At 67.0% G+C, this 16359-nt stretch carries 15 protein-coding genes and 1 pseudogene; 8 read left to right on the forward strand and 8 right to left on the reverse strand.

Features of this window, described 5'->3' with window-relative positions; translation table 11 throughout:
* Nucleotides 1-79: 79 nt before the first annotated feature.
* Both G3M57_RS03890 and G3M57_RS27865 read left to right on the forward strand, forming a co-directional pair.
* A complete protein-coding gene (locus G3M57_RS03890; RefSeq protein ID WP_163228847.1) occupies nt 80-673 on the forward strand; it encodes a hypothetical protein in 594 nt (197 codons plus the stop codon).
* A gap of 428 nt (nt 674-1101) precedes the next feature.
* Nucleotides 1102-1253, forward strand: a pseudogene (locus G3M57_RS27865) (hypothetical protein); the annotation flags it as partial.
* 427 nt (nt 1254-1680) lie between these two features.
* Here the strand turns inward: G3M57_RS27865 and G3M57_RS03895 are convergent.
* The 4 genes from G3M57_RS03895 to uvrB all read right to left on the reverse strand — a co-directional run bounded on the left by G3M57_RS03895 (nt 1681) and on the right by uvrB (nt 6481).
* Nucleotides 1681-2100 carry a GNAT family N-acetyltransferase gene (locus G3M57_RS03895; RefSeq protein ID WP_163228849.1) on the reverse strand — a complete coding sequence of 140 codons (420 nt, stop codon included), beginning with the start codon at nt 2098-2100 and terminating at the stop codon, nt 1681-1683.
* A 452-nt stretch (nt 2101-2552) separates the two neighbouring features.
* On the reverse strand, nt 2553-3599 hold the full coding sequence (locus tag G3M57_RS03900; protein ID WP_163228851.1) for a P-loop ATPase, Sll1717 family: 1047 nt from the start codon (nt 3597-3599) through the stop codon (nt 2553-2555).
* 23 nt (nt 3600-3622) lie between these two features.
* Complete coding sequence (locus tag G3M57_RS03905) at nt 3623-3958, reverse strand: ORC-CDC6 family AAA ATPase (RefSeq protein ID WP_163228853.1); 336 nt, start codon at nt 3956-3958, stop codon at nt 3623-3625.
* 243 nt (nt 3959-4201) lie between these two features.
* The gene (uvrB, locus tag G3M57_RS03910; RefSeq protein WP_163228855.1) at nt 4202-6481 is read right to left on the reverse strand and encodes an excinuclease ABC subunit UvrB; all 2280 of its coding nucleotides are present in this window, start codon (nt 6479-6481) and stop codon (nt 4202-4204) included.
* Nucleotides 6482-6556: 75 nt separating this feature from the next.
* On the opposite strand from uvrB, the gene G3M57_RS03915 reads away from it, so the two are divergent.
* From G3M57_RS03915 to G3M57_RS03930, 4 genes are all read left to right on the forward strand, one after another.
* Complete coding sequence (locus G3M57_RS03915; protein ID WP_230983826.1) at nt 6557-8032, forward strand: hypothetical protein; 1476 nt, start codon at nt 6557-6559, stop codon at nt 8030-8032.
* A 72-nt stretch (nt 8033-8104) separates the two neighbouring features.
* Complete coding sequence (locus G3M57_RS03920) at nt 8105-9352, forward strand: hypothetical protein (protein ID WP_163228857.1); 1248 nt, start codon at nt 8105-8107, stop codon at nt 9350-9352.
* A 98-nt stretch (nt 9353-9450) separates the two neighbouring features.
* Entirely contained in the window at nt 9451-11127 is a 1677-nt protein-coding gene (locus G3M57_RS03925; protein WP_163228859.1) for a GH35 family beta-galactosidase, read from the forward strand.
* Nucleotides 11128-11260: 133 nt separating this feature from the next.
* On the forward strand, nt 11261-12136 hold the full coding sequence (locus G3M57_RS03930; RefSeq protein WP_056759082.1) for an AraC family transcriptional regulator: 876 nt from the start codon (nt 11261-11263) through the stop codon (nt 12134-12136).
* Between the two features lie 56 nt (nt 12137-12192).
* Here the strand turns inward: G3M57_RS03930 and G3M57_RS03935 are convergent, their stop codons facing one another.
* The 4 genes from G3M57_RS03935 to G3M57_RS03950 form a co-directional block, all read right to left on the reverse strand.
* Nucleotides 12193-12870, reverse strand: coding sequence for a peptidylprolyl isomerase (locus G3M57_RS03935; protein WP_163228861.1), 678 nt, complete (start codon nt 12868-12870; stop codon nt 12193-12195).
* A gap of 199 nt (nt 12871-13069) precedes the next feature.
* Complete coding sequence (locus tag G3M57_RS03940) at nt 13070-13483, reverse strand: DUF4345 family protein (RefSeq protein WP_056759083.1); 414 nt, start codon at nt 13481-13483, stop codon at nt 13070-13072.
* Nucleotides 13484-13520: 37 nt separating this feature from the next.
* On the reverse strand, nt 13521-13931 hold the full coding sequence (locus G3M57_RS03945) for a VOC family protein (RefSeq protein ID WP_056758946.1): 411 nt from the start codon (nt 13929-13931) through the stop codon (nt 13521-13523).
* Entirely contained in the window at nt 13931-14071 is a 141-nt protein-coding gene (locus G3M57_RS03950) for a hypothetical protein (protein WP_163228863.1), read from the reverse strand. Before G3M57_RS03950 ends, G3M57_RS03945 begins: the two co-directional genes overlap by 1 nt.
* Before the next feature lie 230 nt (nt 14072-14301).
* Between G3M57_RS03950 and groES the strand changes: the two genes are divergently transcribed.
* Complete coding sequence (gene groES, locus G3M57_RS03955) at nt 14302-14592, forward strand: co-chaperone GroES (RefSeq protein ID WP_028037871.1); 291 nt, start codon at nt 14302-14304, stop codon at nt 14590-14592.
* 57 nt (nt 14593-14649) lie between these two features.
* Nucleotides 14650-16296: a chaperonin GroEL gene (groL, locus tag G3M57_RS03960; RefSeq protein ID WP_163228865.1), complete on the forward strand. Its 1647-nt coding sequence runs from the start codon at nt 14650-14652 to the stop codon at nt 16294-16296.
* Nucleotides 16297-16359: the final 63 nt, after the last annotated feature.

The following is a 16359-nucleotide window of genomic DNA, read 5'->3' on the forward strand; positions in this document are numbered from 1 at the left end:
GCCCGAAAAGGCCCCACCCTTCTGGCGCGTCCCCACGGACCCCGACTCGCGCCATGCTCGCGCCCAAGCGGAGTTGCCCATGGCCGAAACCCTCGAACAGCTGATCGATCGCCTGCGCGCCGTGGAGGCGCAGATCGAGGCCGCCTTCGCCGCCCGCGACGCCGAGCGGGCCGCCGCCGCCGGCCTGGTGATCGAGGCCGGCAAGCCCTGCTTCAAGGCCGACGCCCTGCGTCGCCAGAGGGCCCACCGCAAGGGCCTGCACCTGGCCCGCACCCCGTGGCCGACCCTGCTGACCATGCCGCTGATCTACGGCATGGCCCTGCCGCTGATGATGCTGGACCTCAGCGTCAGCCTCTACCAGCTGGGCTGCTTCACCGCCTGGCGCATCCAGCGGGTGCGCAGGCGAGACTATGTGGTCATCGACCGCCACCGGCTGGGCTATCTGAACCTGGTGCAGAAGCTGAACTGCGCGTTCTGCGGCTACGGCAACGGCGTCATCGCCTACGCCCGCGAGATCACCGCCCGCACCGAGCAGTACTGGTGCCCGATCAAGCACGCCCTGAAGGTCAAGGGCAGCCACGACCGCTACCGCGACTTCCAGGCCTATGGCGACGCCGAGGGCTATGTGGCGAGCTCGGGGTCGTATCGCGAGCGGCTGAAGCGAGGCGCTTAGGGTCGCCCCGGTTCTTCTGGCCCCGACCCCGCCAGTAGAAGGCCCAGATGTCCGGCTCGGGCGGCTCGACGCCGTCCAGCGCCATCTGGCGCACCCAGCTGGGCAGCCAGAGAGCCGCCAGATGGGCGTCACGGGGATGGTCGCGGTGGACCTGGGCCATCTTGGCGATCGCCGCCCGGATGAAGCCGACCTTGAACCGCGCGCGGATATAGGCGCGCCTCGCGCGCTGGAGCCGGGCCGGGCGGGTGCGTTTGGAGCGGGGCTGGACCATGGGGTTTCCTTTCGACAGGCGGCGAGCCCCCTCCGGCCCTCCGGGCCACCTCCCCCAGAGGGGGAGGATCTGATCGGCCGCCGCATCGCGTAGCTGCTCCCCCTCTGGGGGAGCTGTCGCGAAGCGACTGAGGGGGTCTTCGCCGGCACGATCTCTCATCCTCACGCGATCTCTCGCTGAGCTATCGGAAAGGGACGCGGAGCGCCGGACATCGTCCGGAGGTCTTTGATAAATACCGTTTCGACGAAGCCGATCGCTCCGCGCGCTCGTTATCCGCCAGCGTCCGGTGGGCAGCCCTGTTGAGGCTTAGCCGGACCCGGTCTCGATCCCTTTCGGGAGAAACCGGACGCCGGGGGCGCGGGCCTATGGGCATACTCGCGCTTTATCCCCGTTCGACGCCGACGGCGGGCGGGCTCCCCAACGATGGAAGGCCCCGGACACGCTGAAGTAACCCCCTCCAGCCCAGTCCCGCTCGATCGCCCCCCGCCGCCGCATCGGTCGCTGGCCATGCGCCCTTTCCCTGCAACGAGGTGAGAGCAGGATACGGGCGGTTTGGAGGGGTGGGGATCAAAACGGGTCGAGAAAGTTCAGGGCGTTGAAATCGCTGGGGTTCGTCCCCGACGCCCCAAGGATAAGCGCCCCCCGCCGGGGGACACGCCCTTGCGGCGTGTCCCCAACCGCCTGGCTCCGTGCGAAACGTGGGGACACGCCGCAAGGGCGTGTCCCCGGCCGCCCCCTAAACCTTCACCCGGAAATGGAACGCGTCCACGGCCAGGCCCTCGCGGAAATAGAACCGGTGGGCGGCCTCGCGGACCACGTTGGAGATCAGCTCCAGGTGGCCGCAGCCCTCGCGCCGGGCCTCGACCTTCAGCCAGTCCAGCAGCGCCTTGCCGTGGCCCTTCGACCGGACCCGTTCGTCGGCGACCAGGTCGTCGACGCTGAGGAACCGGCCGCAATACAGCATGTCCAGCACCCGATACCCGGCCACGGCCCGCGCCACGCCCTCCTGCGCCACATAGGCCAGCCGGAACCCGTCGCTGGCCATCAGCTGGCGGATGCGGGCGACATAGGTCTCGCGGGCGAGGTGGGGCCGGAGCTGGGCCATCACCTCGAAGGTGGCCAGGATCTCGGCGTCGGTGTGGGCGAGGGTGATCATGGGGGGATCTAAGCCCATTCCATCGCCCCCTCTCAACCGTCATCCCGGGCCTCGTGCCCGGGACCCCTCGTTCAGCCGACGGTGCATCGCCTTGGCGCGCCGGCGCGCCACCCCTCCGCACCTGCGGCGGACAAAGGGGTCCCGGGCACAAGGCCCGGGATGACGGGGGTTGGGGGTAGTGGGCGCTTCCCCTTCCTCGCGAAGGGGAGCCAGCCTTTCATCTCACGGCGAGACGGTCGCCGGTCTGGACAGGCTGCTCAAGGACGGCGCGCCGCGTCGCGGCTGGCCGCAGGCCAGTCCTTGACTGACCTGTCCAGACCGGCACGCTGCCGCCTACGAGAGATGAAAGGGAGGTAGCGAGGCTACTACTGAAGAAGCGTCTAAGCTTCTATTTCTCGCCATACTGCATTCGCATCATGTTGAATCGCCCAGCGATAAGCCATGTGAACTTCTCAATCCCATTTTCCAAGACGAACTTCCCGAAGGCGTTGATCTGAAAAATCATAGTAAAGGCGTTCAATGTGCCCTTCTTCATCCTGCTTACTAGCAACAAGAAAGTTTATTCGAAATAGAAACTCCGCCAATTCCGAAGATGACGCACTCATATTTCTATACGAGAAGCGCAAATTTAGGCGCTCCTTAATGTTGTTAATTTTTGATATTAATTGATCATTTGTGTAGTAATTTCTCTTCTTTGGAATTATCGTATCATTTTTCGATCTTTTCGACTTCTTTATTTCGGATGGACGCATCTCGTATAGAAAATTTTCCACATCAGGAAGTTCGCTTCTGAATTCTACAACAGTATCATTCAGTCTCTTTGTGCAATATTCTGGAATTATTGCTTGTAGGGCCGAGGTGTCTATAATGCTATCCTGTTTAAGGGCTTCCTTTGCCGCTAGGCGGCATAGTCCAATTAAATCTCTTGGGCGCTGCCGTACAAATGACATCATAACGTGTCGCATTGGTGCGTTTTCCCAGGCACCCGCGGCTCGAAATTTATCTTCAAAATAGGAGCTGAAAACCCCTCGGAAAACTTCTTCCTGACTGCCATTTTCGATTAGGTCGGTTAAGTCGCGTTCTTCATAGAGCGCGATTCTCTTGGCGACGACGCGAAATATATCGTCATTAGTCCATCTAACTCTCACAACGCCGCTTTGAACTTTGTCTATTATGTCTGCTGTCACGGACATATAGTTAAATAGGTCAGATCTTATCGATATTTTGAATTTAACGTCACCGCCGCTATCTGCCGCGATTTGAAAGCAGGCCTGAACTAAGCGACCAATGCGATCGGCGCTCTTTTTGCTGCCGTCCCATTCAACATCTGTATCATCAATATAGATGTTGATTGATGGAATATTCTTAAGCAGCCAAGGCGCAATCTTTGATGCAGCTTTCTGAAGTTTCTCGTTGTGTCCGACTAAAATCGAGCTGCCGAGCTGTGAAAGTCTCCCAATCATCCCACCCGCCCCGCTCGGAACGCCAACAATCTCCATCGCATCTTCGGCCAGCTTTCCGGCTACCTCTGAGAGTAGGGCTTCTTCATAGCTATTCGAAAGCTATTTATTGAAATTGATGCGCCATCCTTTTCGGTGGATCGAGAGAGTATATTGGATCCACGAATGAATATATTCGGAAATTGATCGCGCTTATCATCCATCGATGATACGAGCATTAGCGCTGTTTTTCCGATTCCTTTCTGTCCAACCACTAGGGTAATGGGGTTAGGAGCTCGAACTTCATAGTACGATTCATTCGAGACAAAAGCCGAATACAAGCGCGCCGGATCTTCAGTATCTGCTGCGTCAGATCCAAAAATCTCGCCAAGATTATCATGTGAAAACGGTGTGGTCATGACTCGCCCCTTGGTCGTGAGCGTAGACGTTTCGCGCCATTTCGCAAAGGGCTGCAGTGGTAGGAGGTGACCGCCCGGTTCAAGGAGTTTGAAGCGGAGACGTATGCCTCTTTCAAAGGCAACGTTCGGGCAACAGGGACGTACACTCTGATTTCCAGCGCACGGTCAGCGGACCCGCTGACGTCCAGCGGCAGCGGAACAGCTTCGCCCCCAATCCCGCGCCTTCTCTGGAGAGAAGCCCCCCTACAACCGCCCCTTCCGAAACGCCTCCGCCTGCTCCGCCCTTAGCTCCGCCCGCACGCGCTTGGGCATCGCCTTGTCCACCGCCTCGCCCGGGGCGGTCAGGGCCTCGTTGGCGAATTCCAGGTCCATCAGCTTCATGCGCTTGATCTCGTCGCGCAGTCTCGCGGCGGTCTCGAACTCCAGGTTGGCGGCGGCCTCGCGCATGCGGGCCTCCAGGTCCTTGAGGGCGGCCTTGAAGTTGTCGCCGCTGAACGGCTTGGCGTCCTTGCCCTCGCCGATGCCGCCGATCGGCACCAGCACGCGGTCGCCGCGCTCGTAGGGGCTGTTGAGGATGTCCTTGATGTCGCGCTTGACGCTCTCGGGCGTGATGCCGTGCTCGAGGTTGTAGGCGTGCTGCTTCTCGCGGCGGCGGGCGGTCTCCTCCATGGCCCGCTCCATGCTGCCGGTCACCCGGTCGGCATAGAGGATGACCTTGCCGTCGACGTTGCGGGCGGCGCGGCCGATGGTCTGGATCAGGGAGGTCTCCGAGCGCAGGAAGCCTTCCTTGTCGGCGTCGAGGATGGCGACCAGGCCGCATTCGGGGATGTCCAGGCCCTCGCGCAGCAGGTTGATGCCGACCAGCACGTCGAACTGGCCCAGGCGCAGGTCGCGGATGATCTCGATCCGCTCCATGGTGTCGACGTCGCTGTGCATGTAGCGCACGGCGATGCCCTGCTCGTTCAGGTATTCGGTCAGGTCCTCGGCCATCTTCTTGGTCAGGACGGTGACCAGGGTGCGGTAGCCCTTGGCCTTGGTCTGACGGATCTCGTCGACCACGTCGTCGACCTGGCTGGCCCCGTCCTTGGACACCGGGCGGACCTCGACCGGCGGGTCGATCAGGCCGGTGGGGCGGATGACCTGCTCGGCGAACACCCCGCCGGCCCGCTCCAGCTCCCACTTGGCCGGGGTGGCGCTGACGTGGACCGACTGCGGCCGCATGGCGTCCCACTCCTCGAACTTGAGCGGGCGGTTGTCCAGGGCGCTGGGCAGGCGGAAGCCGTACTCGGCCAGGGTCCATTTGCGGTTGCGGTCGCCCTTGTACATGGCGCCGATCTGCGGGACCGTCTGGTGGCTCTCGTCGGTGAACAGCAGGGCGTTGTCGGGGATGTATTCGAAGAAGGTCGGCGGCGGCTCGCCCGGCCGGCGGCCCGACAGGTAGCGGCTGTAGTTCTCGATGCCGGCGCAGGAGCCGGTGGTCTCGATCATCTCCAGGTCGAAATTGGTCCGCTGCTCCAGGCGCTGGGCCTCCAAGAGCTTGCCGTTGGCCTCCAGCCAGGCCAGGCGCTCCTTGAGCTCGGCGCGGATGGAGATGATCGCCTGGCGCAGGGTGGGGCGCGGGGTGACGTGGTGGCTGTTGGCGTAGACCTTGATGCTCTCCAGGTCGCCGGTCTTCTTGCCGGTCAGCGGGTCGAACTCGCTGATCGCCTCGACCTCGTCGCCGAACAGGCTGATGCGCCAGGCGCGGTCCTCGTAGTGGGCGGGGAAGATCTCGATGGTGTCGCCGCGGCGGCGGAACGTGCCGCGCTCGAAGGCGGCGTCGTTGCGCTTGTACTGCTGGGCGACGAGGTCGGCCATCATCTGCTTTTCGTTGATGGTCTGGCCGACCTCCAGGGTGAAGGTCATGGCCGTGTAGGTCTCGACCGAGCCGATGCCGTAGATGCAGCTGACGCTGGCCACCACGATGACGTCGTCGCGCTCGAGGATCGCCCGGGTCGCCGAGTGGCGCATGCGGTCGATCTGCTCGTTGATCGAGCTGTCCTTCTCTATGTAGGTGTCGGTGCGCGGGACGTAGGCTTCCGGCTGGTAGTAGTCGTAATAGCTGACGAAGTACTCGACCGCGTTGTCGGGGAAGAAGCTCTTCATCTCGCTGTAGAGCTGGGCGGCCAGGGTCTTGTTGGGGGCCAGGATCAGGGCCGGGCGCTGGGTGGCCTCGATGACCTTGGCCATGGTGAAGGTCTTGCCCGAGCCGGTGACGCCCAGCAGCACCTGGTCGTTTTCCCGACCTTCCAGGCCCGCGACGAGCTCGGCGATGGCGGTCGGCTGGTCGCCGGCCGGCTCGTAGTCGCTGACCAGCTTGAACCGCTTGCCGCCTTCGGACTTCGCCGGCCGCGCCGGGCGGTGCGGGGTCCACAGCATGGGCGTCGAGGCGGCGTCGACCTCGGCGTCCAGGGCGACGTCATGGATGAACTTGGCGGAGACGTCGGAAACGCCGCCGGCAGGGGTCTCGGAGGATCGGGCCATGCACGGAAGGTAGGTCCGCGCGGGCGGGAAGGCTAGGGGGCCTGCTGACAGCGGATGTCAGCAGAATGGCGGCAGGTGGCGGCATTGCCTTTCACGCTCAAGGTTGCGATCCTGGCCGGGACAACCACGGGGGTGGCCATGGCGGACATCAAGCGCGGAGGCCTGGGCCTCCTCCTGGCGATCGGCCTGATCGGAGCGGGCGCGGGCGCGGGCGCGGGCGGGGGCGCGGCCTCGGCCCAGAGCTCGGACATGCGGCTGATCCGCGAGCCTGTTTATGGCGAGCTGCGCGACGTGCTGGGCGCGGTCCTGCCGGTCGCGACGCCCAGCGCCCGCTGCGCCCGGCCCGCCCAGCTGCCCGACGGCGCCTGCCTGGAGGCGGTGCTGGCCGGGATGAAGGCCCGGGGCGCGACCACCGGCCGGGTGCTGACCGCGCCGGCCGCCGGCGGCGGGGCGGGGACGGTGATCTCCGGCCCGATCGGCGAGGCCTACCGCCTGTACGACGTGACGCTGCGCGGTGGCGGGCCGGTGGTCGTCCCGATCGACCTGCCCAGCTCCTCGGTGCGGGTCCCGCGCGACTGCTTCGCGACCGGCCGCGGCGTCGACTACCGGCTCGACCTGCGCGACGGCCAGCTGGCGGCGCGCGAGGTCCAGGCCGTCAGCTGCGGCGGGCCGGTCCCGCCGATCGGCTATGGCGGCCCGCGCCGGCCGCCGATCGGACCAAATGAGCCGGGCGAGCGCTGGCCGGCCACCGCCGCGGTCGAGGTGCTGGGCGCGCCCCGGCAGCTGGCCGCGCCGCGTCCGGACTGCCCGCCGGACGCGGCCCTGCGCGACGGCGTCTGCTTCGCGGCCGGGATCGCCGAACTGGCGTTCAGGCCCGAGCTGAAGGAACTGGACGTGATCGGCGCCAAGCGGCCGGTGGTCCCCGGCGTGGTGCTGACGGCCAAGGAGACCGAGCAGTATGTGCTCAAGCGCGGCCGCAAGGGCTTCAAGGCCGACAAGCGCTGGTTCGACAAGTCCAGCCTCGCCGCCCCGGCCGGCTGCGGCCTGACGAGCCCGGTCGACTTCGAGGTCGAGGCCGGCGACCGGGTGCACGAGCGGGCCCTGGCCGGCTGCGGCGCGCCGCCCGCCCCGCCGCCCGTGGCCACCTACGAGGCCTATGGCGCGGTGATGCCGGTGGTCATGGGCAACCGCCCCGGCTGCGCCGAACGCGGCGAGCAGCTGCTGGGCGACGCCTGCTTCAGCGACGTGATCGGCTGGATGCGGGCCCGCAAGATCCCCAAGGCCGAGGCCCTGGTGCTGGACGGCTTCTATCGTCCCGGCGAGCGGGTTTATGGCGGCGGCCCGATCCGGTTCTCTTACGCCTCGGTCTGGGTCAATCCGGACGGGACCTACAAGGCCGACCGCAAGCACAGCTATTCGGCTCAGATCCGCTCCAGCGGCTGCTCGACGCTCACCGACGCGGGCGGCGAGGCCAGCGGCATGACGCTGATCCGCGCCGACGGCGGCGTGATGGCCCGCGCCTACCAGTGGGTGGCCTGCCCGGTGCGGTAGGGCGCGCGGGATGCTTGCAGGTTTGCAATCTTGAGGTGAACCTGTCGCTCCGAGTTCAGGAAGGGCGGTGCGATGGACATGACGCGCAGGGGCGTGGCGACGGGTCTGGCGGCCGCGAGCGCGTTTCCCGGCCTAGCCGCGGCGCAGGCGTCGCCGGCGCCGGCGGAGGCCAGCCCCCAGACCCGCCTCTTCCTGGAGCGCCGCTACCTGCCGGTCTGGCGAGCCATCCAAGCCGCGCCCCAGGATCCGGGCCTGCAGCAGATGGCCTCCTTCCTCGGTGACGAGGCCACGGCCCTGGCCTCGGCCGGCCTGGGACCGGCGGGCGATCCGCCCCTGCCGGCCGACGCGACCGCCCAGGACGCCCTGGCCGCCATCGTCGAGGCGGCGCGCGACCGCCGCGTCGTCGTGCTCAACGAGGCCCACGTCGCCTCGCGCCACCGCGGATTCCTGGCGCGGGTGCTCCGCGCCCTGCGGCCGCTGGGCTTCGACGTCCTGGCCGCCGAGGACTTCCTCAATAGCCGGGAGCCCGGCGCGCCGACCGTGCGGAGCTACAGGGCGGGCGCGGCCCTGGATCCCAGCCTGGGCTTCTACCTGCACGACCCGGTCTATGCCGAGGCGGTCCGCGAGGCGGCCGGCCTGGGCTACCGGCTGGCGTCCTACGAGCAGCGGGAGGACCAATGCGTGAGCGGCGAGGACAAGCTGGCCGCCATGGCGCGTCGCGAGACGGCCGAGGCCGACAACTTCATCGCCGACGTGCTGGCGCCCAACCCCAGCTCGCGGGTCCTGGTCCATTGCGGCTATTCCCACCTGCGCAAGACGCCCGACCATCGAGGAACGACGTGGTTCGCCGCCCGGCTGAAGGAAAAGTCGGGGATCGACCCCCTCTGCGTCTCCCAGGCCTACACCGGTTCGTTCGAGCCTCACGGCGCCGATCCGCCGATGACGACCGCGGTGCTGGAGCGTTTCAGACCCGTCGATTCGATCGTGGTGCGAGGGGCGGACGGGTGGCTCGGGGCGGAGCCGGCCGGGGCCGACCTGGCCGTGTTCCATCCGCCTCTGGCCGACGTCGCCGGTCGCCCGGGCTGGCTGGCGGCCGACCATGAGCGCCGCCGGGTGGAGGTCGCCGCGCCCCGCCCGCGAACGGCGACGGTCCTCCTTCAGGCGGTCCACGCCGTCGACTCCGACCAGGCCATCCCGGCCGACCAGCTGGTGCTGGCGCCGGAGGCCGCTTCGGCCGTGCTGTTCCTGCGGCCCGGCGCCTATCGCCTGCGGCTGGAAACCGAGACCGGCCTTGTCCCGCTCAGGACGCTGACGGTCTGACCGCGCCAGAGGTCTGACCTATTCAGGCCGCGTGTAAGATGTGTTAGCGCTATCACCGGTCACGGCGCGACAGGACGCCGAGCCGCGACGGGAAGCGTATGGACCAGGGACCTCTGCAGAACCGAGCTGGCTGGCCGCGGCCGAGGCGCGTCGCGGCCGCGGCCCTGGCGGCTTCGCTGCTGCTGGTCCAGGGCGCGGCCGCCGGCATGCCCCACCTGGAGGCCCAGGGTTCGGCCCGGCGGCTGGTGGTCGACGGCAAGCCGATGCTGGTGCTGGGCGGCGAGCTGGGCAATTCCAGCGCCTCCAGCCAGGCCTACATGGCCCGCTACTGGCCCAAGCTGAAGGCCATGAACCTCAACACCGTGCTGGCGCCGGTCTCGTGGGAGCTGGTCGAGCCGAAGGAAGGGGCCTACGACTTCTCCAGCGTCGACGGCCTGCTGAAGGACGCCCGGGCCCAGGACATGCACCTGATGATCCTGTGGTTCGGGGCCTGGAAGAACAGCATGTCGACCTATGTCCCCGCGTGGGTGAAGCGCGACGACGCCCGCTTCCCCCGGGCCAAGGCGGCCAACGGGGGCAGCCAGGAGATCCTGTCGGCCTTCTCGGCCCAGACCCGCGACGCCGACGCCGGGGCCTACGCCGCCCTGCTGGCCCACCTGAAGGCGGTGGACGCCCAGGGCACGGTGCTGATGGTCCAGGTCGAGAACGAGATCGGCATGTTGCCGGTCGCCCGCGAGTGGGGGCCCGAAGCCAACGCCGCCTGGGCCGCGCCCGTGCCGCCCGAACTGCTCGAGCGCCTGGTGGCCGGCGGCGAGGCGATCGAGCCCGAGCTGCGCGCCCTGTGGCGGGCCCATGGGGCGAAGACCGCCGGGAGCTGGGCGCAGGTGTTCGGCGACGGCGACGCCGGCCAGGAGGTGTTCACCGCCTGGTTCTACGCCCGCTACGCCGACGCCGTGACCCGGGCCGGCAAGGCCGCTTATCCGCTGCCGATGTACGTCAATGTCGCCCTGAACCGCACGGGCAAGGCGCCGGGCGACTATCCCAGCGGCGGGCCGCTGCCGCACCTGATCGACGTCTGGAAGACCGGCGCGCCCAGCGTCGACCTGATCTCGCCCGACATCTATTTCCCCAACTTCAACGACCTGGCCGGCCGCTACAAGCGTCCGGACAACGCGCTGTTCATCCCCGAGGCCAACAATGTCGGCGCGCCCGAGACGCCGGCCAACGCCTTCTACACGATCGGCAAGCTGGACGCGTTGGGCTTCTCGCCGTTCCAGGTCGAGAACGCCGACGACACGGCCCAGGCGGCGGTCACCCAGGCCTATGGCGTGCTCAAGCAGTTGACCCCTGCGATCCTGGCGGCCCAGGGCCTAGGCAAGATGTCGGGCTTCAAGCCGCGCGTGCTGGAGGACGGCACGGTGCTGGACCAGCCGGTCAGCCAGGTGATCGGCGACTACAGGTTCACCGTCGGCTTCCTCGACCCCTGGACGCCCAAGGCCGACCAGAAGACCGCCGCCCACGGCGGGCTGATCATCCAGATTGGTCCGGAAGAGTACCTGATCGCCGGCCGGGGCCTGGTCGTCACCTTCGCCGGCGCTGGGAACGGTCCCGCCCTGGCCGGCATCGACAGCGCGGTCGAGGGCGTGTTCGACGCCCAGGGCCGCTGGGTCCCTGGCCGGACCCTGAACGGCGACCAGACCCACCAGGGCCGCCACATCCGCCTCGCCCCCGGCCAGTTCCAGATCCAGCGGGTGAAGTTCTACCGGTATCGGTGAGCCGGTGGCCGCCTCTGAACCCTTGGCGGACCAAGCCTATTGGCGCCGCGCCGTCGCCCGCCAAACCGCAAGATCGGTCGAGCGCGCGACGGCCGCGCGCGGCAAGCTAGGATCGTCACAGCGGATGAGAATGATGACGACGGCGCTCGACCACTACCATGCCCGGATGCAGAGGGTGCTGGACCATATCGACCGGCATCTGGACGGCGACCTGGATCTGGAGGCGGTGAGCGGCGTCGCGGCGTTCTCGAAATTCCATTTCCATCGGCAGTTCAAGGCGACGTTCGGAATCTCGCTGCACCATTACGTCCAGCTGGCCCGCATGAAGCGGGCCTCGAAACAGCTGGCCGACGGGCAGGGGGTGAGCGTCACCGAGATCGCCATGGACGCGGGCTTTGAGTCGCCCGACGCCTTCGCCCGCGCCTTTCGGCAGCGGTTCGCGCAGTCGCCGTCGCGTTTCCGGAAATCTCCCGAATGGGAGCCGTGGCTTGCGGCCATCTCGCCGCTCAACGCAGCCAGGAGCAAGATCATGCAAGAGACCTTCACCCCCGACCAGGTCACGATCCGCGAGGTGGGGCCGACCCGCGTGGCGATGTTCGAGCACCGGGGCGACCCGCAGACCTTCGACGTCACCCGCGAGCGGTTCATCGCCTGGCGCAAGGCGGCCGGACTGACGCCCAAGACAAGTTCGACCTTCAACATCTGGTACACCGAGCGGCGGCCCGCCAACCCGGCCGACTATCGGATGGACCTGTGCGTCGGCGTCTCCGCCGACCAGAAAATCGAGGGCGAGGGGGTCCGGGAAGGCGAAATCCCCGGCGGGCGCTGCGCGGTGCTGCGGGTGACGGGCGACACCCACAATCTGGAGCCCGCCGCCCTTTATCTCTACCGCGACTGGCTGCCGGCCAGCGGCGAGGAAATGCGCGATTTCCCGATCTACTGCCAACGCTTCTTCCTGGACACGCCGGAACACGGCACGGCGGCGGAGCTGCATCTGCCGTTGAGGTGAGACGCCTCGCTCACGTACCCAGACCTTCGGACCCGGGTTCGGCGTTTGGGCTCGCTTCAGAGCTTCGGCGGCGCCGTCACGTCCGGTCCCGTCGGGACCGGGACGCGGCGGGCCGAGGTGATCGGCACGGGCGGGTCGAGGATCTGGCCCTTCATCACCGGATTGATCGCCTTGCCGGGCGTGGGCAGGGCCAGGATCTTCTTGGCCACGTCCATGCCCTGGACCACGCGGCCGAAGGCGGCGAAGCCGAGGTTGTCGCCGGTTCCGGTCGGGTTGGCGTCCAGGTAGGGCGCGTCGCCGATGCAGATGAAGAAGTCCGAGGTGGCGGTGCCCGGGGCGGTGCGGGCGATCGACACCGCGCCGTCCACATGCTTGAGCCCCGTCTGGCTGGTCGGTTCGTGGGCGATGGGCGGCAGGGCGCCGACGTTCTGCAGCCCGCCCTGGATCAGGCCGTAGTCGACGGCGCCGGGCGCCCGCGAGGCCCGGAAGAAGGTCGCCTTGTCATAGAGCTTCCTGTCGACATAGCGCAGGAAGTTGGCGGTGGTGATCGGGGCCTGCTCGACGGCCAACTCGATGACGATCCGGCCTTGCGGGGTGTCAAGGGCGACGTAGGCGTTGGGCAGGGGCGGCCGCGTCAGGGGCGAAGGAGCAAGAACCTGGGCGGCGGCCGGAAAGGCGGCCAGCAGGCCGGCGCCGACCAGGATCTCGCGGCGGACGAAGGGGCGTTGGGTCATGGGGATGAGACTAGCGTAGTCCCGCATCATTCTTCCACCGTCATCCCGGGCCTTGTACCCGGGACCCCTCTGTCAGCCGCAAGGGCAGGGGTGTGGCGCGGCTAGCGCGCCAAGGCGCTTCACCGTCAGCTGAACCAGGGGTCCCGGGCGCAAGGCCCGGGATGACGGCTGAAAGAGGGACGGGCGATCTCTCTAAAACCTAAACCAGCATCCCGTGCCCGCGCAGCACCACCAGCCGGCCGGCGTTGAAGAACGGCAGGGACAGGGTGACGGCGATCAGGATCTCGAAGGCCAGGCTGCCCAGGTTGAGGCGGTCGCGCGCCCGGTCGACCAGGGCCGAGACCGCCCGGCCCAGGGCCGCGCCCAGCCAGGCCATGGCCAGGGCGAAGGCCATGGCCGCCCCGACGTGCGACTGGTAGCCCAGGAACAGGGCCGCGGCGGCGTGCGACAGGATCAGCAGGCCGCCCAGGGCCCGACCCTCGGTCCTGCCGTCGCCGTCCGGAGCGGTCAGGCCGAGGACCGAACCTGGCCGGGCCAGGGTCAGGCCGCCCAGCACCCCGCCGATCACGCAGGCGATGATCGCCAGGAGAAGCGAAAGGCCGTAGCTCGAAATGATCACGCGGGTCAGGTCTCCAGCCGCCTATGCGGGCTTATGCGGGCGCATGGCAGACCGCCTCGATGTTGCGGCCGTCCGGGTCGAGCACGAAGGCTCCATAGTAGTTGGGGTGATAATGCGGCCGAACCCCCGGCGGCCCGTTGTCCACCCCGCCGGCGGCCAGGGCGGCGGCGTGGAAGGCGTCGACCTGGGCCCGCGTGGCCGCCACGAAGGCCACGTGCATCGGGCCCGTCAGGGTTTCGCCGCCGCCGATCCAGAAGCTGGGCTTGCCCGCCTGGATGTCGCGGCTGTCGGCGCCGGGGCCGTAGCCGAGGTAGCCGTAGGATCCCGTTTCGTCGGCGGTGACGCTCATCACCACCTCGACGCCCAGGGGCGCGAAGGCGGCGTCGTAGAAGGCCTTGGAGACCTTCAGGTCGCGCACGGTCAGTCCGATATGGTCGATCATCAGCGCACTCCTACCCTGAACACGACTCCGCAGTCGCCTCGCCGGTCGGGCTCCCCCGGCCGCTTGAACCTGAAGGCCAGGTCGTCCGGGAAGGTCAACAGCCCGATCAGGGCCAGGGCAGGGGGCTTCATCGTCTTCATGCCGCCGTCTTCGTTCCTATCTATGTCCGTCGCCGGATCGTCGTCCATCCGGGAGCCGGCCTGCCTACGGCAAATCGCCCCCAAGCAAGTTGGAGGCTCGTCCTTGACTCGCCTCACCGCCGGTCCTAACTCCTGCGCGGCGTTAGCACTCGATGGGAGCGACTGCTAACAGCGGCGCTCCCGACTGCAGACGAACCATAAATGAAAACCGTCCCGACGGAGAACGAGTCATGAAATTTCGCCCTCTCGGCGACCGCGTCCTGGTGAAGCGTGTCGAAGAAGAAACCAAGACCAAGGGCGGGATCATCATCCCCGACACCGCCAAGGAAAAGCCGCAGGAAGGCGAAGTCGTCGCCGTCGGCCCCGGCGCCCGCAACGACAAGGGCGACATCGTCGCCCTGGACGTGAAGGCCGGCGACCGCATCCTGTTCGGCAAGTGGTCCGGCACCGAAGTGAAGGTGGACGGCCAGGATCTGCTGATCATGAAGGAAAGCGACGTCCTGGGCATCGTCGAGGCCTAAAGGCCCGAGTTGCTCTCCGCTTTCGACCCCAAGTTTCTCTTTTAGAAGGGCTCTCAAATGGCCGCTAAAGACGTCTATTTCTCCTCCGACGCGCGCGACAAGATGCTGCGCGGCGTCAACATCCTCGCCAACGCGGTGAAGGTGACCCTGGGCCCCAAGGGCCGCAACGTCGTGATCGAAAAGTCGTTCGGCGCCCCGCGCTCGACCAAGGACGGCGTCTCGGTCGCCAAGGAAATCGAACTGGCTGACAAGTTCGAGAACCTCGGCGCGCAGATGATCCGCGAAGTCGCGTCCAAGACCAACGACAAGGCCGGCGACGGCACCACCACCGCCACCGTGCTGGCGCAAGCCATCGTCCAGGAAGGCCTCAAGTCGGTCGCCGCCGGCATGAACCCGATGGACCTGAAGCGCGGCATCGACAAGGCCGTCCACGTCGTCGTCGACTCCATCAAGGCGTCGTCGAAGAAGGTCACCACCAACAACGAGATCGCCCAGGTCGGCACCATCTCGGCCAACGGTGACAAGGACGTCGGCGAGATGATCGCCAAGGCCATGGACAAGGTCGGCAACGAAGGCGTCATCACCGTCGAGGAAGCCAAGACCGCCGAGACCGAACTCGACGTCGTCGAAGGCATGCAGTTCGACCGCGGCTACCTGTCGCCGTACTTCATCACCAACGCCGACAAGATGGAAGTCCAGCTCGAAGAGCCGCTCATCCTGTTGTTCGAAAAGAAGCTGTCGTCGCTGCAGCCGCTGCTGCCGGTGCTGGAAGCCGTCGTCCAGTCGGGCCGTCCGCTGGTGATCATCGCCGAGGACGTCGAGGGCGAAGCCCTGGCCACCCTGGTGGTCAACAAGCTGCGCGGCGGCCTGCGCGTCGCCGCCGTCAAGGCTCCGGGCTTCGGCGATCGCCGCAAGGCCATGCTGGAAGACATCGCCATCCTGACCGGCGCCCAGGTCGTCAGCGAAGATCTCGGCATCAAGCTCGAGAACGTCTCGCTCGACATGCTGGGCAAGGCCAAGAAGGTCTCGATCACCAAGGACGACACCACCATCGTGGACGGCGTCGGTGAGAAGTCGGCCATCGAAGCCCGCATCTCGCAGATCAAGAAGCAGATCGAAGACACCACCTCGGACTACGACAAGGAAAAGCTGCAAGAGCGTCTGGCCAAGCTGGCCGGCGGCGTCGCGGTCATCCGGGTCGGCGGCTCGACCGAAGTCGAGGTGAAGGAAAAGAAGGATCGCGTCGACGACGCCCTGAACGCGACCCGCGCGGCCGTGGAAGAAGGCATCGTCCCGGGCGGCGGCGTGGCTCTGCTGAAGGCCTCCAAGGCCCTGGCGACCCTGGTCGGCGACAATGACGACCAGACCGCCGGCATCGCCATCGTCCGTCGCGCCCTGCAGGCTCCGATCCGCCAGATCGCCGAGAACGCCGGCGTCGAAGGCTCGATCGTGGTCGGCAAGATCCTCGAAAGCGACTCGACCACCTTCGGCTTCAACGCCCAGACCGAGCAGTATGTCGACCTGATCACCGACGGCGTCATCGACCCCGCCAAGGTGGTCCGCACCGCCCTGCAGGACGCCGCCTCGGTGGCCGGCCTGCTGATCACCACCGAAGCCGCCATCGTCGAGGCGCCCAAGAAGGGCGCCGGCGCCGGCGGCCCTCCCGGCGGCGGCATGGGCGGCATGGGCGACATGGACTTCTAAGAAGTCCGGTCAGCCTAGGCTGAACGAAATGGAGAAGGGCGGGACCGAAAGGTCCCGCCCTTT

This window comes from Caulobacter rhizosphaerae (genome assembly GCF_010977555.1).
Classification (GTDB): domain Bacteria; phylum Pseudomonadota; class Alphaproteobacteria; order Caulobacterales; family Caulobacteraceae; genus Caulobacter; species Caulobacter rhizosphaerae.

What these genes read in the sequence shown, in the direction of transcription:
- G3M57_RS03890 (WP_163228847.1), top strand. Translation starts at nt 80, where the DNA reads ATGGCCGAAACCCTCGAACAGCTGATCGATCGCCTGCGCGCCGTGGAG.
- G3M57_RS03895 (WP_163228849.1), bottom strand. Translation starts at nt 2,100, where the DNA reads ATGATCACCCTCGCCCACACCGACGCCGAGATCCTGGCCACCTTCGAG.
- G3M57_RS03900 (WP_163228851.1), bottom strand. Translation starts at nt 3,599, where the DNA reads ATGGAGATTGTTGGCGTTCCGAGCGGGGCGGGTGGGATGATTGGGAGA.
- G3M57_RS03905 (WP_163228853.1), bottom strand. Translation starts at nt 3,958, where the DNA reads ATGACCACACCGTTTTCACATGATAATCTTGGCGAGATTTTTGGATCT.
- uvrB (WP_163228855.1), bottom strand. Translation starts at nt 6,481, where the DNA reads ATGGCCCGATCCTCCGAGACCCCTGCCGGCGGCGTTTCCGACGTCTCC.
- G3M57_RS03920 (WP_163228857.1), top strand. Translation starts at nt 8,105, where the DNA reads ATGGACATGACGCGCAGGGGCGTGGCGACGGGTCTGGCGGCCGCGAGC.
- G3M57_RS03925 (WP_163228859.1), top strand. Translation starts at nt 9,451, where the DNA reads ATGGACCAGGGACCTCTGCAGAACCGAGCTGGCTGGCCGCGGCCGAGG.
- G3M57_RS03930 (WP_056759082.1), top strand. Translation starts at nt 11,261, where the DNA reads ATGACGACGGCGCTCGACCACTACCATGCCCGGATGCAGAGGGTGCTG.
- G3M57_RS03935 (WP_163228861.1), bottom strand. Translation starts at nt 12,870, where the DNA reads ATGACCCAACGCCCCTTCGTCCGCCGCGAGATCCTGGTCGGCGCCGGC.
- G3M57_RS03945 (WP_056758946.1), bottom strand. Translation starts at nt 13,931, where the DNA reads ATGATCGACCATATCGGACTGACCGTGCGCGACCTGAAGGTCTCCAAG.
- G3M57_RS03950 (WP_163228863.1), bottom strand. Translation starts at nt 14,071, where the DNA reads ATGAAGACGATGAAGCCCCCTGCCCTGGCCCTGATCGGGCTGTTGACC.
- groES (WP_028037871.1), top strand. Translation starts at nt 14,302, where the DNA reads ATGAAATTTCGCCCTCTCGGCGACCGCGTCCTGGTGAAGCGTGTCGAA.
- groL (WP_163228865.1), top strand. Translation starts at nt 14,650, where the DNA reads ATGGCCGCTAAAGACGTCTATTTCTCCTCCGACGCGCGCGACAAGATG.